This is a genomic window from Bradyrhizobium sp. CCGB20, assembly GCF_024199855.1.
Taxonomy (GTDB): Bacteria; Pseudomonadota; Alphaproteobacteria; order Rhizobiales; family Xanthobacteraceae; genus Bradyrhizobium.
The window spans coordinates 533381-556572 of sequence record NZ_JANADN010000001.1; the positions used below are offsets into that span (position 1 = coordinate 533381).

17 protein-coding genes are annotated in these 23192 nt (G+C 64.8%); 9 read left to right on the forward strand and 8 right to left on the reverse strand.

What is annotated here, in order from left to right:
* Nucleotides 1-100: 100 nt before the first annotated feature.
* The 3 genes from NLM15_RS02505 to NLM15_RS02515 all read right to left on the reverse strand — a co-directional run bounded on the left by NLM15_RS02505 (nt 101) and on the right by NLM15_RS02515 (nt 5013).
* Nucleotides 101-3601: a PAS domain S-box protein gene (locus tag NLM15_RS02505; RefSeq protein ID WP_254115113.1), complete on the reverse strand. Its 3501-nt coding sequence runs from the start codon at nt 3599-3601 to the stop codon at nt 101-103.
* A 67-nt stretch (nt 3602-3668) separates the two neighbouring features.
* Nucleotides 3669-4082, reverse strand: a complete 414-nt coding sequence (locus tag NLM15_RS02510; RefSeq protein ID WP_254115114.1) for a response regulator — start codon at nt 4080-4082, stop codon at nt 3669-3671.
* A gap of 202 nt (nt 4083-4284) precedes the next feature.
* Entirely contained in the window at nt 4285-5013 is a 729-nt protein-coding gene (locus NLM15_RS02515) for a GntR family transcriptional regulator (protein WP_254115115.1), read from the reverse strand.
* 95 nt (nt 5014-5108) lie between these two features.
* Here NLM15_RS02515 and NLM15_RS02520 point away from each other — a divergent pair, with 95 nt between their 5' ends.
* The 6 genes from NLM15_RS02520 to NLM15_RS02545 all read left to right on the forward strand — a co-directional run bounded on the left by NLM15_RS02520 (nt 5109) and on the right by NLM15_RS02545 (nt 11510).
* Nucleotides 5109-6128, forward strand: coding sequence for an ABC transporter substrate-binding protein (locus tag NLM15_RS02520; protein WP_254115116.1), 1020 nt, complete (start codon nt 5109-5111; stop codon nt 6126-6128).
* Nucleotides 6128-6889, forward strand: a complete 762-nt coding sequence (locus tag NLM15_RS02525; RefSeq protein ID WP_254115117.1) for an ABC transporter ATP-binding protein — start codon at nt 6128-6130, stop codon at nt 6887-6889. The genes NLM15_RS02520 and NLM15_RS02525 overlap by 1 nt, the downstream gene beginning before the upstream one ends.
* Before the next feature lie 11 nt (nt 6890-6900).
* Nucleotides 6901-7764: an ABC transporter permease gene (locus tag NLM15_RS02530; RefSeq protein WP_254115118.1), complete on the forward strand. Its 864-nt coding sequence runs from the start codon at nt 6901-6903 to the stop codon at nt 7762-7764.
* Nucleotides 7761-9500, forward strand: a complete 1740-nt coding sequence (gene araD, locus NLM15_RS02535) for an L-arabinonate dehydratase (RefSeq protein WP_254115119.1) — start codon at nt 7761-7763, stop codon at nt 9498-9500. Before NLM15_RS02530 ends, araD begins: the two co-directional genes overlap by 4 nt.
* A gap of 124 nt (nt 9501-9624) precedes the next feature.
* Nucleotides 9625-10344: a ribonuclease activity regulator RraA gene (locus NLM15_RS02540; RefSeq protein ID WP_254115120.1), complete on the forward strand. Its 720-nt coding sequence runs from the start codon at nt 9625-9627 to the stop codon at nt 10342-10344.
* 74 nt (nt 10345-10418) lie between these two features.
* On the forward strand, nt 10419-11510 hold the full coding sequence (locus tag NLM15_RS02545; RefSeq protein WP_254115121.1) for an SMP-30/gluconolactonase/LRE family protein: 1092 nt from the start codon (nt 10419-10421) through the stop codon (nt 11508-11510).
* Nucleotides 11511-11709: 199 nt separating this feature from the next.
* Here the strand turns inward: NLM15_RS02545 and NLM15_RS02550 are convergent, their stop codons facing one another.
* Nucleotides 11710-13815 (reverse strand): S9 family peptidase, encoded by a 2106-nt coding sequence (locus NLM15_RS02550; RefSeq protein ID WP_254115122.1) that lies wholly within the window; start codon nt 13813-13815, stop codon nt 11710-11712.
* Nucleotides 13816-13955: 140 nt separating this feature from the next.
* On the opposite strand from NLM15_RS02550, the gene NLM15_RS02555 reads away from it, so the two are divergent.
* Nucleotides 13956-15392: an MBOAT family protein gene (locus NLM15_RS02555; RefSeq protein WP_254115123.1), complete on the forward strand. Its 1437-nt coding sequence runs from the start codon at nt 13956-13958 to the stop codon at nt 15390-15392.
* Nucleotides 15392-16498, forward strand: coding sequence for a hypothetical protein (locus tag NLM15_RS02560; RefSeq protein ID WP_254115124.1), 1107 nt, complete (start codon nt 15392-15394; stop codon nt 16496-16498). The genes NLM15_RS02555 and NLM15_RS02560 overlap by 1 nt, the downstream gene beginning before the upstream one ends.
* Nucleotides 16499-16689: 191 nt before the next feature.
* On the opposite strand, the gene NLM15_RS02565 is transcribed toward NLM15_RS02560, so the two are convergent.
* The 3 genes from NLM15_RS02565 to NLM15_RS02575 all read right to left on the reverse strand — a co-directional run bounded on the left by NLM15_RS02565 (nt 16690) and on the right by NLM15_RS02575 (nt 20698).
* On the reverse strand, nt 16690-17877 hold the full coding sequence (locus tag NLM15_RS02565) for an alanine--glyoxylate aminotransferase family protein (protein WP_254115125.1): 1188 nt from the start codon (nt 17875-17877) through the stop codon (nt 16690-16692).
* A 105-nt stretch (nt 17878-17982) separates the two neighbouring features.
* Nucleotides 17983-18723 (reverse strand): thermonuclease family protein, encoded by a 741-nt coding sequence (locus NLM15_RS02570; RefSeq protein WP_254115126.1) that lies wholly within the window; start codon nt 18721-18723, stop codon nt 17983-17985.
* A gap of 247 nt (nt 18724-18970) precedes the next feature.
* Complete coding sequence (locus NLM15_RS02575; RefSeq protein ID WP_254115127.1) at nt 18971-20698, reverse strand: hypothetical protein; 1728 nt, start codon at nt 20696-20698, stop codon at nt 18971-18973.
* A 425-nt stretch (nt 20699-21123) separates the two neighbouring features.
* Between NLM15_RS02575 and NLM15_RS02580 the strand changes: the two genes are divergently transcribed.
* Nucleotides 21124-21972, forward strand: a complete 849-nt coding sequence (locus NLM15_RS02580) for a caspase family protein (protein ID WP_254115128.1) — start codon at nt 21124-21126, stop codon at nt 21970-21972.
* Between the two features lie 256 nt (nt 21973-22228).
* Here the strand turns inward: NLM15_RS02580 and NLM15_RS02585 are convergent, their stop codons facing one another.
* The gene (locus tag NLM15_RS02585) at nt 22229-23116 is read right to left on the reverse strand and encodes an efflux RND transporter periplasmic adaptor subunit (RefSeq protein ID WP_254115129.1); all 888 of its coding nucleotides are present in this window, start codon (nt 23114-23116) and stop codon (nt 22229-22231) included.
* Between the last annotated feature and the right edge of the window lie 76 nt (nt 23117-23192).

Consider the following 23192-nt stretch of genomic DNA (forward strand, 5'->3'; position numbering starts at 1 on the left):
GTCACGTTTCGTAGCCCGGATGAGCGCCGCGACATCCGGGACTTTGCGCGTAGCGTTCCCGGGTATCGCTTCGCTCACCCGGGCTACCGTTGCCCACGCGTCAACTGCTCAGCGCCTTGCGGATCATCCGCGCCAGATCGGATTTGCGATACGGCTTCGCCAGCAGCAGGACGCCTGAATCGAGCCGGCCGTGATGGATGATCGCGTTCTCGGTATAGCCTGAGGTGTAGACCACCCTGAGCCCGGGATGCGTCTTCAACACCTCGTCGGCAAGCTGCCGTCCGTTCAACTTGCCGGGCATGATGACGTCGGTGAACAGCAGGTCGAACGGCTTGCCGCTGGCGACGATCGCGAGCGCTTCGGCGGCGTTCGCGGCCTGCAGGGTGACGTAGCCGAGCGAATGCAGCTGCGCCAGCACGTAGTCGCGCACCAGCCGGTCGTCCTCGACCACGAGGATCGTCTCCTGTCCGCCCTCGATCGTCGACGGCATCACGCCTTCGCTCACTGCGGTGGGCGTCTTGCCCGGCGGCAGGTACATCTTGATCGTGGTGCCGTGGCCTTCCTCACTGTAGATCTTGATGTGGCCCGTGGACTGCTTGATGAAGCCATAGACCATCGAAAGCCCAAGCCCGGTGCCCTTGCCCGGTCCCTTCGAGGTGAAGAACGGATCGAACACCCGGGCCAGCATGTTGGCAGGGATTCCGGTGCCGGTGTCGCTCACGGCAATCAGCACATAATGTCCCGGCCGGATATCGTTGACGCTGGCATAGACCTCGTCGAGATAGGCGGCGCCCGTCTCCACGATCAGCTTGCCGCCGCCCGGCATGGCGTCGCGGGCATTGAGCGCGAGGTTGAGGATCGCGGTGGTGAGCTGGTTGGGATCGACCATCGCGACGCAGTTCTCGTCCTCGAACACCGATTCGATCTGGATCTGCTCGCCCAGCGTCGGCCGCAACAGCTTTGCGGTGTCGATGACCAGCGAGTTGACGTCGATCTCGCGCGGCTGGAGCGGCTGCTTGCGCGCGAAGGCGAGCAGGTGCTGGGTCAGCTCGGCGCCGCGCCCGGCGGCCTCGTCGATCATCTTCGTGATCGCCGCAAGCTCCGGCTCCTTCGCCACCGCGTCGGCCAAAATCTCGATCGTCCCGGTGATGACGGTGAGGATGTTGTTGAAGTCGTGCGCCACGCCGCCGGTGAGCTGGCCGACCGCCTCCATCTTCTCGGCGTGGCGGATGCGCTCCTCGGACGCGATCTTGTCGGTGAGGTCGCGGTAGAACACGTTGAACAGAACGCCTTCGCGGCGTCTCAGCGCCGTGACGCTCAGCTCGGCCTTGAATTCCTTGCCGTCGCGGCGACGGACCATGAGCTCGCGGCGCCGGTTGAGCGTCTGGCCGTCCTGGGACTCGAGGAAGCGCGCAAGGCCGGCCTTCACCCTCTCGCGCTCGCTCTCGGCGACGATGAGGTCGACCGCGTTCCTGCCGAGCGCCTCGTCGCGTTGCCAGCCGAACAACTCTTCGGCCCGCGAGCTCCAGTTCAGGATGGTGCTGCGGTCATCGGTCTGGACGAAGGCGTCGAGCGCGGTCTCGACGATGTTGCGCGCGAGCTGCTCGCTTTCGCGCAGGGATTCTTCCGCGCGCCTCGCCTCGGTCATGTCGCGTCCGACGAAGAAGAAGCGCCTCGCCTGATCCGACCAGTTGCCGAGCCAGGACAGCCAGACCTCGCGCCCGTCCTTGTGGATGCAGCGGGTGTCGGCGAGCTTCGGGTGGCCGCCGCGCCGGAGCGCGCGCATCTCCGCGCGGGATTGCTCGAGATGGGCGGGGTGAATGAAATCGACGCCGCTGCGGCCGATCATCTCGTCCGGACTGTAGCCGAGAACGGTCTGGCTGCTGGGACTGATCTGTACGATATGGCCGCGTGAATCCATGACCATGATCAGATCTTCCGAGGCGTCGAACAGCTGCCGCCGCTCCTCGATCTGCTGTTTCAGGGCGCGCTCGGTCCGCCGCGCCTCCGTCAGGCTGCGCGCCGTGCCGGATGCGCCGATGATCTCACCCGAATCGCCTCGGATCGGCGACAGGCTCACCGAGATTTCGACCGGACTGCCGTCCTTGCGCAGGCGCACCGTTTCGAAGTGCTCGATCCGCTCGCCGAGCGAAATCCGGCGAAGATAGTCCTTGCCCTCTTCGCGGCGATCGGGCGGCAGGATGATCGAGGTCCGCTGTCCGACCGCTTCCTCCGCCGTAAAGCCGTAGAGGCGCTCGGCCGCCGCATTCCATCCGATGACGACGCCGTCGAGCGTCTGCATGACGATCGAATCGTCGGAGGATTCGACCGCCGCGCTGAACAGGCGTTCGCGGACGGCGAGCTGGTCGCGCGCGGCCTCCGTGCGCCGCCGCTCCTCGACCTCATGCTCCAGCGCTGCCGTCTTCGCCCGCATCTCATCGATCAGACGGGCAAATGCCCGCGCCAGCACGCCGGTCTCGCCGGGGGCGTCGGTTGGAATTCTGATGGAATTGTCCCGACCGAACCACTCGACCGCCGCAGTGAGCTGCGCGATCGGCCGGGTCAGCGACCGCGCCAGCAGCACGGCCAGCGCGGCAGCGACCAGCACCGCGATGAGGCCGATCGTGATGGTCGTTCTTTCGATGATGACGGCCGGCGCCATGAAGACGGCGTTGGGCACGACGCGGATGATGCCGACCCACTGATCCTCGGCCAGGATTGCGGGCGCGATCGCGGTGCCGCTCGGCTTGTTGTCACTGCCCGGCACGACCTGGGTCGCACCCAGGGTCGATCCGGTCATTGCAGCGAAATAGGGGAAGTCGTCCTGCCAGCGCGTTGGCCTCCCGAGCTGCGAACCGAACTCACGGGTGCGGTCAGGATGCACGAGATAATCGCCGTTACGGCCGACGACATAAACCGACTCTCCGTTCCGGATCGCTATCCTGATACGGTCGAACGCCTGACGCATGTCGACATTGACGACGACGATGCCGAACAGCCGATGATCGGCCCCAAACAGGGGGGCCGCGACGCGCAACATCGGAGCGTAGGGCATCCGAAGCACGCCGTCGTCGACGTCCAGGTCGACTGGGGAGACGCTGACCTGGTCTTCCGATAGCTTGATCGCCTCCTGGAAGAAGCCGCGCTCGCCCTTGTTCTGCAAGGCATCGTCGGGAACGGCACGCACCGCCCCGTTCGGGCCGGAGCGGTCGACGCGCAAATATTCGACGCCGTCGGCACCGATGATGCGGAATTTTGCGTAGGCCGGGTTGGCGCCGACGTCAGCCACGAGGCGCGTCAGCAGCCGGTCGCGCCAGGTCTTCTCCGAGAGGTGGTCGACCGGATCGATCCCGTTGTTGAAATGGGCATCGATCATGCCACGCGCGGCCGCACGGGAACGGAACGTCGCAACGTCGGCGCGGGCGCCATTCGCATGGGCTTCGAGCTGCGAGGCCAGCAGCCGCGAGTGGCTCTCGATACGGTCGAGCACACGCGGCAGGAAGGCCTGCTCCAGGCTGTAATGGCTGAGCCATCCGACGGCGGCGACCGCGATCGCGACCAGCAGGATCATTGCGATGGCCAGCCGGGTTGCGAGGGTCATATCGTCCTTCGCGCCGCGTCGCGAGCGGGTCCGAACGTGCTGCTACGCTGCAACATACATCACCCCGTCATCGGCCGCAGGCGCCGGCATCGGATCGCGGCGCGGATGCGAGGCAGCCATCGACAGCGGCGAGCAGCGCATCCGGCCGGAACGGCTTCTGCAGGCTTGCCACCGCGCCAAGCTTGGTCGCCATCTTCAGAAAGTCCGGCTCGGCATAGGCGTCCGGCGTGATGGACCGGCCGGAAATCACGACGATCGGAAGGGTCGGTTGCAGCACCCGGATGTGGCGCATCGTCTCCAGTCCGTCCATGCCGGGCATGAATATGTCGAGGAACAGGAGGTCGAACCGGCTCGCCCCAACCAGCGCAAGTCCCTTGTGGCCATCGCCGGCGACGGTGACTTGGTGACCCGCTCTCTCCAGGATCAGCCGGATCGTGATCTGCACGGCCGGATCGTCATCCACAATCAGGATGTTGGCCACGTCAAAAACCTCCGGGTCGGACAGGGATGTTCCCGGCGACCCAAATCAAAGCGTCAAATACGAAATTGTTGCGCGGATTGTGCCCATCCTGCAAGCACTTCGCGGCCGACACGCTGTCCGCGCCTCGCGCGATCTTGGCGATATCGGCCATATGCATGCTGACGTGCACATGCATTCCCGGCGCACGCCCCTGTCCGCGCGCCTAATCGGTCAGGTATTCGGGATAGTGGCTCCGGATCTTGTCCAGCTCGCTCAGCGTGCCGGACAGATGCTTGCGCAGATGCTGTTGCGCCGCATCGGCGTCGCCGGCCTCGATCGCGCGCGTGATCAGCTTGTGGTGGCGGACGATGTTCTGGGCCTTGCCGGGCGAGGGCAAATGCAGCCGGCGTAGCCGGTCGATATGTCCGCTGCGGCTGCGCACCAGCGTCCACAGGTCCTGTTTTCCGGCGGCAGCATAGAGTTGGGCGTGAAAATCATTGTCGCCGGCCATGAAGGCCTCGAAGTCGCCAGCCTTGGCAAATTGCTGTTGCAGCGCAATGGCTTGATCCAGGCGGATGACCAGTGCGGCGTCGTGGTTGCCTGCGAGCAGGCGGATGATCTCCAGCTCCAGTGCCTGACGCAGGAAATGCGCCTGCTCGGCGCGGCTGATGTCGATCCGGCTGACCACGGTGGCGTGCTGCGGGAAAACGTCGACCAGACCCTCTTCCTCGAGCCGCATCAAGGCATCGCGCACCGGTGTCGAGCTGACGCCGAACTGGCCCGCAAGCTCGGCACGTGACAGCGGCGCGCCCGGCGGCAGCTCCAGGGCGATGATCGCATTGCGCAGCCGCTCGAACACCTGCGGCGCGGCCTGGCGGGCGCGATCGAGCCGGGCGGCGGGTCGCGGGGCGGTTTTTGCGGCCGCGCGCGGCGAAGGTTGGGCTGCTTCCATGTCGGGTCCCGCGAGCTTGCCTTTGATGCACTAATATATTAGTGCATCAGCAGGGTCAACGCGGGCTCGCGGCACCCCGGAGGAAACACACAACAATGATCAAGCATCTTCGTAGCAAGCTTGCGGCTGCCACCCTGATCGCCGCAACCGCCCTGTCGGTATCCGCGGCGCATGCGCAGCAGAAATCCGAGATCTCGCTGTCGCGCCAGCCCGGCATTTTCTACATGCCGAGCCACATCATGGAAAAGCAGAAGCTGATCGAGAAGCACGCAGCTCAGCTCGGCGTAACCGGCGTCACCACCAAATGGATCACCTTCTCCGGCGGCGGCGCACAGACCGATGCGCTACTTGCCGGCGGCGTCGACATCCTCAACACCGGCACCGGCAATCTTCTGCTGCTGTGGGACCGCACCCGCGGCGGCGTGAAGGGCATCGTCGCGACCTCGGCGCAGCCGATGACGCTGATCAGCCGCGACGCCAACATCAAGTCGATCAAGGATTTCGGGCCGACCGACAAGATCGCGGTGCCGACGGTGAAGGTCTCGACCCAGGCGATCGTGCTGCAGATCGCGGCCGCCGAGGCTTTCGGTGCGGACCAATGGTCGAAGCTCGACGCCAACACGGTGCAGCTCGGCCATCCCGACGCCTATGCGGCGCTGTCCAATCCCAAGCACGAGGTGCACACCCACTTCTCGATTCCGCCGTTCACCTTCCTGGAGCTGAAGAACGTGCCGGGCGCGCATGTCGTGCTGTCGTCGCCGGACGTGATGGGCGGTCCGCTCAGCCAGGCGCAGTTCTTCACCACGACGAAATTCGCCGATGCCAATCCGAAGATCATCCAGGCCGTGCGCGACGCCACCAAGGAGGCGCAGGACCTGATCCGCAGCGACACCAAGCAGGCGGTCGAGATCTACAAGGAGATCACCGGCGACAAGACCTCGGTGGAGGAGCTGCTCGATCTCCTGAAGGAGCCTGGCATGATGGAGTGGAATCTCGAGCCGCAGGGCACGATGAAGTTCGCCGCCCATCTCTACAAGACCGGCACGCTGAAGAACCAGCCCAAGGCCTGGACCGACTATTATCTCCCGGTCGCGCACGACCTGAAAGGCAACTGATGGCGCTGCTCGACGTCAATGGGGTGACGCTGCGCTACAAGACCTCCAGCGCCGTCGTCACCGCCACCGAAAGGGTGAGTTTCACCGTCGACAAGTCCGACCGCTTCGTGCTGCTCGGGCCGTCCGGCTGCGGCAAGTCGACCCTGCTCAAGGCCGTCGGCGGCTACATGACGCCGAGTGAGGGACGCATGACCATTGGCGATCGCGAGATCCACGGTCCCGGCGCCGACCGCATGATGATCTTCCAGGAGTTCGACCAGCTGCTGCCCTGGAAGAGCGTGCTGGCCAACGTGATGTTTCCGCTGCTGACCGCGCGGAAGCTGTCGCGCAAGGACGCCGAGATGCGGGCGCGGGCCTATATCGAGAAGGTCGGCCTCACCCGCGTGGTCGATGCCTATCCGCATACACTGTCGGGCGGCATGAAGCAGCGCGTTGCGATCGCGCGCGGCATGGCGATGGAGCCTGACATCCTGCTGATGGACGAGCCGTTCGCCGCGCTCGATGCGCTGACGCGCCGAACCTGCCAGGACGAGCTGCTCCAGCTCTGGAGCGAGACCAAATTCACCGTGCTGTTCGTGACGCATTCGATTGCGGAAGCGATCCGCATCGGCAACCGCATCCTGCTGCTGTCGCCACACCCCGGCCGCGTCAAGGCCGAGGTGATCGACGTCGACAAGGTCTCCAATGGTGATGGCAGCGCCGGCCGGCTGGAGAAGGAGATCCACGATCTCCTGTTCGCCTCCGAAGCAACGGCGCATTGAGGGAGCCGGTCATGGGCGAAGCGAGAATTTTGCTGCGTGAGGCGGGGGTTACCGCCGCCGGCGGCGCAGGCGAGGTCGAGCGCAAGCTGAGCGTGCTCGAGCTGCTGTGGAACGACGGCTTTGTCCGCAAGACCGCCATCATCCTGTTCCTGGCGGCGGTCTGGGAGGCCTACGGCCTTTATCTCGACAATCCCCTGCTGTTTCCGACGCTGCACGATACCATCGTGACGCTGTACGATCGCGTCAAGGACGGCACCATTCCGATGCGGGCCTGGACTTCGCTGAAGGTGCTGTTCATGGGCTATTCGGCGGGTATCGTGCTGGCCGCGATCTTCACCGTGCTCGCGATCTCCACCCGCATCGGCACCGACTTCCTGGAGACGGTGACGGCGATGTTCAACCCGCTGCCGGCGATCGCGCTGCTGCCGCTGGCTTTGATCTGGTTCGGGCTCGGCAATGGCAGCCTCGTGTTCGTGCTGATCCATTCGGTGCTCTGGCCGGTCGCGCTCAACACCCATTCCGGCTTCAAGAGCGTGTCCAACACGCTGCGTATGGTCGGCCGAAACTACGGCCTGCGCGGGCTGCCTTACGTCGCCAGGATCCTGATCCCCGCGGCCTTCGGCTCGATCCTCACCGGCCTCAAGATCGGCTGGGCCTTTGCCTGGCGCACGCTGATCGCGGCCGAGCTGGTGTTCGGCGTGTCGTCGGGGCAGGGCGGGCTCGGCTGGTTCATCTTCGAGAACCGCAATCTCCTGGACATTCCTGCGGTGTTCGCAGGCCTCTTGACCGTGATCATCATTGGGCTCTTTGTCGAGAACCTGATCTTCCGCGCTATCGAGCGGAATACCGTCCAGAAATGGGGCACCCAATCATGACCAAGAAGAAAATCACGCCCGACCAGCTCCGCAGCGCGCGCTGGTTTGCGCCCGACGATCTGCGCTCGTTCGGCCACCGCTCCCGCACCATGCAGATGGGCTACGCCCCGGAGGAGTGGAAGGACCGGCCGTGCATCGCGATCCTCAACACCTGGTCGGACGCGCAGCCCTGCCACATGCACTTCAAGTCGCGCGTCGACGACGTCAAGCGCGGCATCCTGATGGCGGGCGGTCTGCCGATCGAGTTGCCGGCGCTGTCGCTGTCGGAATCGCTGCTCAAGCCGACCACCATGCTCTACCGCAATCTGCTGGCGATGGACGCGGAGGAGCTGCTGCGCAGCCATCCCGTCGACGGCGTGGTGCTGATGGGCGGCTGCGACAAGACCACGCCGGCGCTGTTGTTAGGGGCGACCTCGATGAATATCCCGGCGATCTATCTGCCGGCGGGGCCGATGCTGCGCGGCAACTGGAAGGGCAAGACGCTCGGCTCCGGCTCGGACGGCTGGAAATACTGGGACGAGCGGCGCGCCGGAAAGATCTCTGACAAGGACTGGCTCGACATCGAGGCCGGCATCGCGCGCAGCTACGGCACCTGCATGACCATGGGCACGGCCTCGACCATGACCGCGATTGCGGAAGCGATCGGCATGACGCTGCCGGGCGCCTCCTCGATCCCCGCGGCCGACGCCAACCACATCCGCATGGCCAGCGAATGCGGCCGCCGCATCGTCGAGATGGTGTGGGAGGATCTGACGCCGAAGACGATCCAGACGCGCAAGGCGTTCGAGAACGCCATTGCGGTCGCGATGGCGATGGGCTGCTCGACCAACGCGATCATCCATTTGATCGCGCAGGCTCGCCGCGCCGGCCTCGACATCGGCCTCGACGATTTCGAGAAGGCCTCCCGCAAGGTCCCTGTTATCGCCAACGTCCGTCCGAGCGGCGATGCTTATCTGATGGAGGACTTCTTCTACGCCGGCGGCCTGCCGGCGCTAATGGGGCAGATCAAGCAGCATCTGCATCTCGATTGCATCACCGTCACCGGCAAGACTCTCGGTGAGAACATCGACGGTGCCGAGGTGCACAATGCCGACGTGATCCGCTCGGTCGACAATCCCATCTACAAGGAGGGCGCGCTCGCGGTGCTCAAGGGTAATCTCGCGCCCGACGGTTGCGTCATCAAGCCGAGCGCCTGCGCGCCGCGTTTCCTCAAGCACACCGGCCCCGCGCTGGTGTTCGACGACTACCCCTCGATGAAGAAGGCAGTCGACGATCCCAACTTGGACGTCACCGAGGACCATATCCTCATTCTGCGCAATGCCGGGCCGCAGGGCGGACCGGGCATGCCGGAATGGGGCATGCTGCCGATCCCGACCAAGCTCGTGAAGCAGGGCGTGCGCGACATGGTGCGCATCTCGGATGCGCGCATGAGCGGCACCAGCTACGGCGCCTGCATCCTGCACGTTTCGCCCGAGTCCTACATCGGCGGTCCGCTGGCGCTGGTGCGGAACGGCGACCGCATCACGCTCGACGTCGCCGCGCGCACCATCAATCTCGATGTCCCCGAAGCCGAGCTGGACAAGCGCCGCGCCGCCTGGAAGCAGCCCGAACGCCGCTTCGAGCGCGGCTATGGCTGGATGTTCACCAAGCACATCAAGCAGGCCAATGACGGCTGCGACTTCGACTTCCTCGAGACCGATTTCGGCGCGCCGATCGGCGAGCCGTCGATTTATTGACCCACCGTCGTTCCGGGGCGCGAAGCGAACCCGGAACCTCGAGATTCTCAGGGGCGCAATTGCGCACCATAGTTCACTCGCTGATGCGAGCGCCCCGGAATGACGAACGAAAGAGAAAGCGCCAATGTCAAAACTTTCCGAAGCCACCCGCAACAAGCTCAAATCCGTCTCCACCGCCACCGTCGCCACCGCGCTGTTCAAGCGCGGCCTGCGCATCCAGATGATCCAGGACGTGCACCCGCTCGGTGCGGACCAGCCGACCATGGTCGGTGAGGCCTTCACGCTGCGCTACATGCCGGCGCGGGAAGACCTCAACACCATCGACGTCTTCAAGGACCGCTCGCATCCGCAGCGCAAGGCGGTCGAGGATTGCCCGCCCGGAGCCGTGCTGGTGATGGACAGCCGCAAGGACGCGCGCGCGGCCTCCGCCGGTGCGATCCTGGTGACGCGGCTGATGAAGCGCGGTGTCGCCGGCGTCGTCACCGACGGCGGCTTTCGCGATTCCGCCGAGATCGCCAAGCTCGGTATCCCCGCCTACCATCACCGCCCCTCGGCGCCGACGAACCTCACGCTGCACCAGGCGATCGAGATCAACGTGCCGATCGGCTGCGGCGATGCGCCGGTGTTCCCCGGCGATATCATCCTCGGCGACAGCGACGGCGTGATCGTCATCCCCGCGCATCTCGCCGACGAGATCGCCAACGAGACCTTTGAGATGACCGCGTTCGAGGACTTCGTCACCGAGGAAGTCGGCAAGGGCCGCGGCATCTTTGGTCTCTATCCGGCCACGGACCCGCAGACGCTGACCGATTTTGCGGAATGGCGGAAAAAGAACGGCCGCTAGACCGAGACTGAAGCACGTCAGGAAACGAGCCGGCGCAGCAAGCGCCGGCTTTTTATCAAGCAGGGAGGACTACAATGAATTTCACGCGACGTAACCTCATGGCCGGCGTTGGAGCGATGGCCGCGTCCACGCTTCTCGCCCGCGTCGCCGCTGCCCAGTCGTTCCCGTTCACGCCCAACCAGCGCTACCCCGATCCCGCCGTCCAGATCCTCGATCCGAGCTTCGGAAAATACCGGCTCTATTCCTCGACGGTCGAGCAGGTCGCGTCAGGTATGCGCTGGGCCGAGGGTCCCGCCTATTTCCCCGAGGGCGGCTATCTCCTGTTCTCCGACATTCCCAACAACCGGATCATGAAGTTCGACGAGAAGACCGGACAGACCAGCATCTTCCGCGCCAATGCCAACTACGCCAACGGCAATGCACGTGATCGCCAGGGTCGCCTCGTCACCTGCGAGCATTCCGTCACCCGTCGCATCACCCGCACGGAGAAGGACGGCAAGATCACCGTTTTGGCCGACAAGTTCGAGGGCAAGCGGCTGAACGCGCCGAACGACATCGTGGTGAAGTCCGACGACAGCATCTGGTTCACCGATCCGCTGTTCGGCATCAACGGCGAGTGGGAAGGCAAGAAGGAGAAGGCCGAGCAGGCTACCACCAACGTCTATCGGATCGCCAAGGACGGCAAGATCACCGCCGTCCTCACCGACCTCGTCAATCCGAACGGCCTGGCCTTCTCGCCCGACGAGAAGAAGCTCTATATCGTCGAATGGAAAGGCACGCCGAATCGCAGCATCTGGAGCTACAATGTCGGCGACGACGGTGCCCTCAGCGGCAAGACCAAGCTGATCGACGCCGCCGACCAGGCCTCGCTCGACGGTTTTCGCGTCGACCGCGACGGCAATCTCTGGTGCGGCTGGGGCTCCAACGGCGCGCTGCAGGCCGAGCCCACCGATATCGGCGGCCGCAAGGTGTTTCAGCTCCGGGGCAAGTCCGAAGATCTCGACGGCGTGATGGTGTTCAACCCGGACGGCAAGCCGCTCGCCTTCATCAAGCTGCCCGAACGCTGCGCCAATCTCTGCTTCGGCGGTCCCAAGAACAACAGGCTCTACATGGCGAGCAGCCACTCGGTGTATGCGCTGTATGTCGAGGCGCACGGGGCGGTGTGAGGCGGCGCGTTGTGGGACGGCAACGGTCGTCCCACAATCTCCCCTGTCGTCCCTGCGAACGCAGGGACCCATAACCCCAGGGAGTAGTTTGGCGAAGACTTCCAGTTAAGAAGTCTTCGTCGGTATGAGCACCGCCCTCTACCGATAAATCTCGCGGTATGGGTCCCTGCGTTCGCAGGGACGACAGCGGAGGGGGTGGCTACACCCCGGCCTCCGCCATCCCCGCCGCCCACAGCGCGAACGCATAGACGATCGCGACTTCGTCGAGACGATCAAACCGCCCCGACGCGCCACCATGTCCTGCGCCCATGTTGGTGCGGAGTAACACCGGGCCGCCGCCGCTCATGGTGGCGCGCAGGCGCGCGATCCATTTGGCGGGCTCCCAATAGGTCACGCGTGGATCGGTCAAGCCGCCCATCGCCAGGATCGCCGGATAGTCCTTTGCTGCGACATTGTCGTAGGGCGAGTAGGACAGGATCGTGCGAAAATCCTTTTCGCTCTCGATCGGATTGCCCCATTCCGGCCATTCCGGCGGCGTCAGCGGCAGCGTGTCGTCGAGCATGGTGTTGAGCACGTCGACGAACGGCACCTCGGCGACGATGCCGGCGAACAGCTCGCCGGCGCGGTTGGCCACCGCGCCCATCAGCATGCCGCCGGCCGAGCCGCCATGCCCGACGATGCGTTTTGCACGCGTGTACTTCGCCGCGATCAGGGCGCGGGCGCTGGCGGCGAAATCGTCGAACGAATTCGTCTTCTTCTCGCGCTTGCCGTCGAGATACCAGCCCCAGCCCTTGTCGGCGCCGCCGCGGATATGGGCGATGGCGTAGACGAAGCCGCGGTCGACCAGCGACAGGCGGTTGGCGTTGAACGAGGCCGGCATCGCCATGCCGTAGGAGCCGTAGCCGTAGAGCAGCAGCGGCGCCGAGCCGTCGAGCGTCAGCCCGCGGCGATGGAGGATCGACACCGGCACCTCGGCGCCGTCATGGGCTTTGGCCATGATGCGCGTGGTGACGTAGTCGGCGGCGTTGTGGCCGGACGGAATCTCCTGGCGCTTGCGCAGGGTGCGCGTGCGCTTGACCATGTCGTAATCGTAGACTTCCGACGGCGTCGTCATCGACGAATAAGCGAAGCGCAAATTCGTCGTTTCGAATTCGTAGGAGCCCATCGTATCCAGCGAATAGGCAGCCTCGTCGAAGGCAATGGCGTGCTCGTCATGGCCAGCGAGATCGCGGATCACGATCGACGGCAGGGCGTTGGCACGCTCCAGCCGGACCAGATGGCCGGCATAGAGATCGAGGTCGATGATGTAGATCCCCGGACGATAGGGGATCAGATCGCGCCAGTTCTTGCGCTCGGGCGTGCCGAGCGGCGCGGTGACGATCTTGAAGTCGATGGCGTCATCGGCATTGGTGAGGATGAAGAGCTCGTCGCCGCGATCGGTGAGTGAATATTGCACGCCTTCCTCGCGTGCCGCGACGAGGCGCGGCGGCGCCTCGGGGTGGGCGAGGTCGATCAGCCGCTGCTCGGAGGTCTCGTGGTCGCCGCCCGCGATCACGCAGAAGCGGCCGCTGGTGCTCTCGTGCAGATGGGTGAACCAGCCGGAATCCGGCTCCTCGTAGACCAGCGTGTCGTCGGCCTGCTTCGTGCCGAGCTTGTGCCGCCACACCTGCATCGGCCGGTGATTGTCGTCGAGCTTCACATAGAAGAAGCTCTTGCAGTCCGCGGCCCAGACGATGCCGCCATCGGTCTCCTCGACCACATCGTCAAGATCCTTGCCGCTCGCCCAGTCGCGCACGCGGATCGAGAAATACTCCGAGCCCTTGGTGTCCGCGCTCCAGGCCTGCAGCTTGTGATCGTGCGAGTGCCGGCTGCCGCCGAACTTGAAATATTTATGGTCCTTGGCGAGCGCATCGCCGTCGAGCACGATGTGGCCATCGCCGCCGTCGCGCGGCATGCGGCCGAACAGCTCGTGCTGGCCGCCCTCGCGAAACCTGCGGAAATAGGCGAAGGGGCCGTCCGGCGACGGCACGCTGGAATCGTCTTCCTTGATCCGGGAGCGCATCTCGCGCACCAGCGTCTTCTGCAGGGACGAGGTATGGCCGAGCAGGCTCTCGGTGTAGATGTTCTCTTCATCCAGATATTTGCGGATGTCGGGATCGAGCACCGCGGGATCGCGCAGCACCTCCTGCCATTTCTCATCCTTCAGCCAGGCGTAATCGTCGGTCACGGTGATCCCGTGCCGCGTGAAGGAATGCGGCCGGCGCGGGGCAACGGGAGGCTGGGAAGGGGTTTTGGCCTGGGTCACTCGATCCTCATCTCAAAGCGTGTTCCACCTTATATCGTCCCGATTCCGCGAATTGCCAGCGCACTGCGCCAAGTCGCCGGGTTGTTGATCCGCCCCTGGTGTGCTTTGAGGGGCGATATTCCCGCCGCCGGTCCAGCCTGATGCTGTTCAATTCCTATCCGTTCATCCTGCTGTTCCTGCCGGTCGTGCTGGCCGGCTATTTCTGGCTGGGGCGGCGCAGCAATCTGACCCCGGTGATCTGGCTGGCGGCAGCTTCGCTCGCTTTCTACGCCATCGGCAACTGGCAGTTCGTGCCCCTGCTGCTGCTCTCGATCGCCTTCAACTATGGTGTCGGCCATCTCCTGATCGTGGCGAAGCTCGGTGTGTCGCAACGGAAGGCGGCGCTCGCTCTTGGCGTCGTCGGCGACCTTCTCGTGCTCGGCATCTTCAAATATGCCGGCTTCGTCACCGAGAACGTCAATGCGCTGGCCGGCACGCATTTCGCCGTTCACATCCTGCTGCCGGTCGGCATCTCCTTCTACACCTTCACCCAGATCGCGTTCCTGGTCGATGCTTATCGCGGACAGGTCGCGGCCTATGCGCTGCCGCATTACACGCTGTTCGTGACTTACTTTCCGCACCTGATCGCGGGGCCGATCCTCCACCACAAGGACATGATCCCGCAGTTCGAGCGGAAGGAGACCAAGTTCCCCGACGCGCATCTCATTCTCTGCGGAATCATCATCTTCGCGATCGGCCTGTTCAAGAAGACCTGCCTTGCCGACGGCATCCAGCCGCTGGTCGCGCTCGCCTTCGAAGCGCGCTCGCCGAGCTTCGACCAGGCCTGGCTCGGCGCGCTCGCCTACACGTTCCAGCTCTATTTCGACTTCTCCGGCTATTCCGACATGGCGATCGGGATCTCGCTGATGTTCGGCATCTTCCTGCCCGTCAACTTCAACTCGCCCTACAAGGCCACCAGCATCGTCGAGTTCTGGCGCCGCTGGCACATGACCTTGTCGCAGTTCCTGCGCGACTACCTCTACATCTCGCTTGGCGGCAATCGCCGCGGCCGCGTGCTGCGCTACGTCAATCTGATGGTCACGATGCTGCTCGGCGGACTCTGGCACGGCGCGGCCTGGACGTTCGTGGTATGGGGTGCGCTGCACGGCGCCTATCTCTGCGTCAATCACGCCTTCAATGCGCTGGTGCCGAACATTCCGGCGCCTCTTGCGCGGCCGGCTGGTATCGCCGGGGCGGTGCTGACTTTCCTCGCGGTCGTCGTGGCCTGGGTGTTCTTCCGCGCCGAGAGCGTTGCGTGGGCGCTGCGGGTCCTCCACGCCATGGCCGATCCCTCGAATATCGTCTTCGGCCGTGAGGAGATCGCGGCGCTGGTGCTGGTGGCGATCTATGCTGCGCTGGCGTGGCTGGCGCCGAACACGCAGGGCATCATGGGATACGATCACGACAATCGCAGGGTCGGTGAGAACTTGCGGGCAGGGCGGATGCGGCCGCTGGTCCTTTACGGCGCGTCGCTGGTGCTCGCTCTCGGGATTCTCGGCATCCAGAGCCACAGCGAATTCATCTATTTCCGGTTCTGATGCGGGGCACATTCAAATATTTGAGGCGTCTCCTCCTCGCGAGCATCGTGTGCACGCTGGGCGCAGCAGTGCTCACCTACGCCGTCGATCCCCTGCAGCTGTTTCGCCCCTCGCGTCTCGTCGCCTTCTATTCCGACGAGACGCGCGTGCAGAATGCCGGGCTGATCCGCAGCCAGCCGTTCGACGCCGCCTTCATGGGCACCTCGCTCGCGATTCATTTCCGCCAGAGCGACATCGATCGCGCGCTCGGCGTGCATTCGCTCAAGCTGGCGATGACCGGCTCGAACTCGCGCCAGCAGAGCTTCGTGCTGGAGCAGGCGATCGCCCGCGGCGCAAGGCGGGTGGTCTGGCAGATGGACGACTTCATCTTTGTCGATGCGGCCGACATCGAAGCCGATCCCTTTCTCTCCGTCGATCTCTATCGCGGGACAGCCAAGGGGATCGCGTCGTATGTGTTCAGTGCCGCGATGGCGAAGGAATCCGCGTTCGCGCTGCTCCGCTCGCTTCCGCCGCTACAGGAGCCGCTGACCCGGGCAGCGCCTTATCTGCCCGTCAAGTTCGCGCTGGCGGATGTCGACGATATCTACGCGCTGCCACGGGATTTCGACGTTGCGCGGGACTACAATGCGAAGAAGACGCTTGCCTCCTTCGCCTATATCACCAGTCCCGTGCGCAGCCGCTTCCTTGGCGAAGGCTATGGCTACGACGCCATGGTCCGGCATTTCGAGCGCGACGCCGTCGGGCTGATCGCGCGCCATCCGGACGTCACCTTCGACATTTACTTCCCGCCCTATTCGATCCTGCAATTCGTCGCGATGCGCGATGCCTCGCCTGCGACGCTGAAGATCGTGACTGACCTCACCGCAGGCATTGCGCAGCGCCTGACTCAGCTTCCCAATGTGCGCCTCCACGATTTCCGCGCGATCAAGGCGGTGACGCACGACCTCGGCAATTACGCCGACGTCATCCACCATTCGCCGGTGATTGATGCGAAAGTGCTGCAATGGCTGGCGAGCGGGGAGTACCGCGTGGATCCGAGGAAGCCGACTGCGTCGCTGGATGAGCTGAAGGCGCAGGTCGAGGCGTATCAGGTGCCGCAGCCCTAGCCAAACACTCCGCCGTCGTCCCGGACAAGCGAAGCGCAGATCCGGGACCCATAACCACAGGGAGGAGTTTGGCGAAGACACGTCGTGAAAAGATTTAGGCGCGGTATTGCGACCGCGCCTAATCGATAAATCACGCGGTATGGGTCCCTGCGCTGCGCAATTGCGCACTAGGCAGGGACGACGGCGGCCTATTACACCGCCACCTCTTCACCCAAATACGCGACCGCCGCTTCCAGCCCGCCCTTGCCGTGCGGGATCTTCAGCGCATTCAATCCGATCTCGATCACGCCCAGCGTGCCGAGCAGCATCGGCGCGTTGACGTGGCCCATATGGGCGATGCGGAAGGCTTGTCCCGAGAGATCGCCGATGCCGGTGCCGAGCACGACGCCGCACTTGTCCTTGCAGTAGCGTTGCAGCACCGCGGGATCATGGCCGTTGTTCATGGTCACCGTGGTCACGGTGTTGGAGCGTTCGTTGGCCTCCGCGACGTTGAAGCCGAGCACCTGGCCTTCCGACCATGCGGCGACCGCGCGGCGTGCGGCTTCGCCGAGCAGGCTGTGGCGGCGGAAGGCGTTCTCCAGGCCTTCCTCGTGCAAGAGGTCGATCGCCTGGCGCAGCGCGAACAGCAGATGCACCGGCGCCGTGCCGGCATATTTGCGATAGTTCTCGGTGCCTTCGCGCTCGCTCCAGCTCCAATAGGGCGTCGCCATGTTGGCTTTCTTGTGCACTTCCTGTGCGCGCGCGTTGGCGGAGACGAAGCCGAGGCCCGGCGGCGTCATCAGGCCCTTCTGCGAGCCGGACATCGCGACGTCGACGCCCCATTTGTCCATCTCGAACGGCATGCAGCCGAGGGACGCGACAGTGTCGACCATGTACAGCGCGGGATGGCCGGCCGCCTTGATCGCCTTGCCGATCGCCTCGATGTCGTTCTGCACGCCGGAGGCCGTGTCGACCTGGACGACGACGACGGCCTTGATGGTGTGCTCCTTGTCGCGGCGCAGGCGCTCCTCGACCTCGCTCGGCCGCACCGCGCGGCGCCAGTCGCCCTTGAGCACCTCGACCTCGGCGCCCATCAGCGCCGCCGCATTGCCCCAGCCGATCGCGAAGCGTCCGCTCTCCAGCACCAGCACCTTGTCGCCGCGCGACAAAACGTTGCTCAAAGCGGCTTCCCAGGCGCCGTGACCGTTGGCGATGTAGATGTAGGACTTGCCCTTGGTCGCGAACAATTTCGAGATGTCGCGGAGCAGGCTCTCGGTCAGGTCGAGCATCTCCTTGGAGTAGATGTCGATCGCCGGACGATGCATGGCCCGCAGCACCTCGTCGGGCATCGTGGTGGGCCCGGGGATGGCCAGAAATTCCCGGCCCGCGCGAACGGTCATTGCTGTTGGTCCTTGTTGCTTGAGAACAGGATGGTGGGTTGCTGGATCACCGTTTTACGCGCCGCGAGCGCTTGAGAAAAGCGCGCAAAACGCAGGTCTGGGGCTCTATCTCTTCGTTTCCCGGCAGCCGGCGGCTTCGGCCTCTTCCACCGAGCAGAACCAGCGGGTGCCCTTGCTGATCTTCATCTTGATCTGGGTGTACCAGCGGCTGGTCGGCTGGTGATAGATGCACTCGCCGGCGGTGTTGACATTGCCCTTGATGGTGCAGTCCGGCGAGGGCGCGACCGGCCCGGAGGCCGAGGCGAGCAGCACCGCGTGCGCCCCTTCGGGCGGCTTGGTCGCGCCCAGAATGGGGGTCTTCTTGTTGCGGACGCGCCAGTCCCAGGGCGCGATGAAGGCGCCCTGCCACATGCCGGCCTTGGCCTCACGCGCGGCGGCCTCATCGGGTTCGTAGTCCTTGGAGACGCGGGTATAGGCCAGCGCCCAGCCGGCGCGCACCAGCCATTTCTGGATGTCCTCGCCGCCGACCTCGCAGCGCGCCACGGTGCGGCCGCGCCGGTCGATCGCGCGGGCATGGCAGACCCAGTTCTTGCCCTCGGCGTATTTGGCGAGCTCGTCGCGGGCCGCGACGCCGCAGGTCCAGCGCTCGCTCTTGGTGTTGAGGCAGAGCTGGTCGACCGCGGGCGCGTCGATGCCGCCGAGCCGGATTCGTGTGTTTCCGATCACGACGGCGTCGCCGGCGCGGACCTTCGCGGCGCCGGTGATGTCGGCGGCCTCCGCCAGCGACGGCAAGCCGGGCAAGGACAAGGCGAGCAAAGACAGCGCAATCAGGATTTTTCGCAACATGCCGGTCCGCGTGTGAAGAAAATCTCGATAGACCCCGCAATTGTGGTCGGCTTTTGGCCTCCGGGCCAGCGTATGCCCAACAGATGGGCTTTCAACTTCCCGTCATTGCATGCGCCGCTCTCGTAGGGTGGGTTAGCCGAAGGCGTAACCCACCTCTTTGGTCTCCGCGGCGACAGAAGTGGTGGGTTACGCCAAGCGACTGCGCTTCGCGCAGCCGCAAGGCTAACCCACCCTACGAGACCTACCCTCACCCCCGCGCCATCGCGCGCTTGGCCACCGCCAGCGCCATCAGCACGAACGCCGATGTCACCTCCGGACCGCCCACCAGAATCCGTGTCGGCGTCTTCATCTTGTTCCATTCATATGCGCGGAACGGGCCGCGGCGGCCGCCTTCGCCGAGGCTTGCCACGATGACGTTCAGCGCCGGCGCGAATGCGCGCGGGTCGGCGCCGAGATGGCCGAGCGCGATCAGCGCCAGCGCCGCGTCGAACACGTTCATCTCCGCGGCCATCAGCTCGCCCTTGACGTAGGAGAGCACGCGATGACGGATGAAATCGAAATCGCCGTCGGGATCGATCGCGGCCTGCGCCGCCAGCGGCAGCGCCAGGAAGGCCGCGTAGCAGCGGCCGAAATAGGCGCTGTAGAGCTCCGGCAGGTAATAGATGTGCGAGCGCGGATTGGCGAAGGCACCGCTCGCCGCCAGCCGCTTCTGGAAGCCGATGATGCGATGCACGGTCGCCAGCCGCGCCGGCGTTTCCAAAATTTTCCAGCGCGCCAGATTGCGGAAGCTCACCTCGAGAATGTCGAGATTGAGCGTTGGATCGAGATCGTTGCCGTAGGGCCGTTCGCCCTTGAGGTTGTCGATCCAGGTCGCGACGCCGCCCTCGTAGTCGATATTGTCGTTGAGCGGCACGGTCACGCGCGGCTCGTTGACGCCGGCGCGCACCTGGTAGCCCGCGTAGAAGTCGAGCAGCGGCTGGTCGATGATCGGATCGGTGCAGCCGGCTTGCGTCGCTGCGGAAATCGAGCACGCCGTGGTGTCGCAATCCGGCACGTAAACGCCGAAGCCGAGGTCCTGCTTGATCTGGGCGAAGTAGCGGGAGAAGCGCGGATGCGGCGCGGGCGCGAGCGCGGTGATGACGTTGAACCGCGCGCCGTCGCTGCCCTCGACCTCCTCGCGGCTGATGTTGACGCAGAAATCGACCATGTCGGCGACCGCGCGCTCGGCTGCAATCTTGTCGGCCGGCGAGGCGAGCCCGGTCTCGACATAGCTCAGCAGCGCCTCGATGAAGAACGCGTCGTAATAGGCCGAGCGGTGGCGGATCTGCACCGGCTCCCACATCGGCTCGGCAACGCCGGTCCAGGGTGGATTGACCACGGCGCGCGCGGGCGAGCGCGCGATGAAAACGCGGGCGAGGTTGAACAGTAGCGACGAATTCTTGTAGCCGCGCGCGTTCAGCCCCGTGAGCGCCATGGTCAGCTCGCGCCCGCGGAAATCAGGATCGCCGATCAGGTTGAAGGCGGCATAGGTCGGCAGGAAACCGTTCTTGCGGTATGAGCCGAGCAGGTGCTGCGCGCAGTCGCGGATGACGCCGTCGATCTGCACCTGTGAAGGTGCCGAGCCGGTGAATATTGCCGGCGGCGGCTTCGGATGGTCCAGCGCGATGCCGTCGACGAGATCGGCGACGGGCTGGCCGACCGCTGCCCAGTCGGGCTCGGCCTCGTCGCGGGCACGGGCGAGCGCATCGCGCAGCCGCGTCAGCTTCGCCTCGTTGCGCAGCTCGGGCACGCCCGCGCGTCGCAGCAGGATCCGCAGTGCGGGATTGCCGAGCGCGGTCTTGTAGAACTTGGCCAGATGCGGATCGCCGCTGGCGGTAGCAGACAATACGGGATCGCAGACGTCGTAAAGCGAGGGGCCGTCTTTCCGCGCCGTCAGCGCCCGGCAGGCGGCGCCGGCGAAATAATGAAAGTTCATGAAATACCTGGTCGCGGGGTCTTGGCCAGGGGCCGGCCGGCACGCTCCCATCTGCGTGCCACCCCCTGCAAGTCTTTGAAAAAGCTACCCGGATTCGCAGGAAAAACAAATGTGACGGATGTCACGAAAAAAACCGGCACGAGGGCTGCATGATCAGCCTCCGGAAGGCTACGGGATGGGCAAAAAATGGCGAAAGCTGGCTCGGAGGATTAACTAATATAATCAGCATGTTAGGTCAATTTTTTGGCAATCTATTGCCCGGGAGGCTATATCCGGTTAAGGGTTTGTTTGGTGCGGCGCCGCAAATTGCGCGCAATTCGGGGGCACATCCCCGGCCAATCCCTCAAACCTGAAGACGCTATCGCGCTACTCAATCTGTGTGCGCGCGCGTGGCTGGTCTTTGGCACTGACAGGAATGAAGCGAGATGAATGTAAGGCAGCTCGACATTTCCCGCCGCACGATCGCGGTCGCCGCGGCCCTCGTCGGCACGGTGTCGCTCGTGATCGGCGCCCACGCTGCCCTCAACATGCGCGCGATCGACGCCGCCAAGGCCGTCTCGACCGACCATGTCACCGGCTCGATCGGCCAGACGTCCCGGCTCGCCCTCGTCATCGGCAATGGACATTATCCCGACGCCAGCGCGCCGCTGACGCAGTCGATCAACGACGCCCGCGCGCTGTCCTCGAGCTTGCGCAAGAGCGGCTTTGACGTCGACATGGTGGAAGACGCCACCAAGGACGACATGGTCCGCGCCGTCAATCGCCTGAAGTCCCGGATCAAGCGCGACACCACAGTGATGCTGTTCTTCGGCGGCTACGGCGTGCAGACCGGCCGGCAGAGCTACATGCTGCCGGTCGATGCCGTGATCTGGAAAGAAAGCGACGTCCGCCGCCAGGGCGTCTCGATCGACGGCGTGCTCGAGATGATGAAGGAGCAGGGCGCCAAGGCCAAGCTCGTCGTCGTCGATGCGTCCCGCCGCAATCCCTATGAGCGCCGCTTCCGCTCCTACAGCCACGGTCTCGCGCCGATCAGCGCGACCGACAATGCGCTGATCCTCTCCTCGGCGTCGCCCGGCAAGGTCGTCGACGACGGCAAGGGCGAGCACAGCGTGCTGGTCGGCGAGTTCCTCACCAACCTCAATGCGCAGGGCAGCGCCGAAGGCGTCTTCAACAAGACCCGCATCGCCATCTCCCGCGCCTCCGAAGGCGATCAGGTCCCGACCATCTCCTCCTCGCTGCTCGAGGATGTGCAGTTCGATCAGGCCGGCGGCTAAGTTTTTTCCGAGGGCTCGCGAGCTCTCGTAGGGTGGGCAAAGGCGCAACGCGCCGTGCCCACGATCCTTATCTTTCGAACATTCTGATAGAAAGACGTGGGCACGCTACGCTTTGCCCACCCTACGGCATGCGTGTGCGGGGCGCGTCTGCCTCTCCATCGTCATTGCGAGCGAAGCGAAGCAATCCAGAATCTCTCCGCGGAAAGACTCTGGATTGCTTCGTCGCTTCGCTTCTCGCAATGACGGCGGCGAAAACCTACTTCGCCGCTTCCGTGGCCATCACCGGGCGCACCGGATCGCCTTCGCGCAAGATTGCGCCGGCGCGGGCGACGACGACGTCGCCTTCGTTGAGGCCGTCACGCACCTCGATATTGCCGCCCGACATCAAGCCGACCTCGACACGCTTGGTCTCGACGCGGTTGCGGCGGATCACCTGCACGACGGTGCCGGCGGTGGAATACTGCACGGCGGTCAGCGGCACCGCGACGTTGCAGCTCTGTCCGGTCTTGATCAGCGCGCGCCCGCTCGCCTTCAGCAACAGCCGCTTCTGCGAGTTGATGCCGATATAGACCATGCCCTGCTGGATGTTCGGCTCGACGGTCGGTCCGATGCGACGCACCTTGCCGTCGAGATCGCCGGCGCCGGCAACGCGCACGGTCGCCTGCTGGTTGACCGCGAGCTTCCTGATGTCGGTGGTCGCGACCAAGCCGACGAGATCGTATTCGCTGCGCGCCACGATCGTGAACAGCGCCTCGCCCTTGGCCGAGGCGAAGTTGCCGATCTGCGCGGTCGAGGTCGCGATCACGCCCGCCACGGGGGCGGTGACCTGAAGCGTGCCGCCTTCGGGCAGCGCCAGCCGCGCCAGCACCTGGCCGGCCGTGATGGTGTCGCCGGCTTCCGCCAGCACGTCCGTGACCTTCAGGCCGGGACGCTCCGGCCGCACGGAGGTCTCCTCGCGCGCGATGATCGTGCCGGTGGCCTCGACGATGTCGGAGAAGCAGGATTTTGCGACCTTCAGCACCGTGACCGCGGGCCCCTTGGGCGTATCGTCATCGGCGGCGAGCGCGGGCTGTCCGGACAGCAGAGCCAGTCCGGCGAGAGCAACGAGCTTTTGGGAAAAGGAACGCGCAGGCAATGGACGCATCGGTCATTCCGGTTGGGGCCTTGACGGCCTCATCGTTAGCAGAAGCGCGCGCACCGGACCATGGGCCGGCCGGATG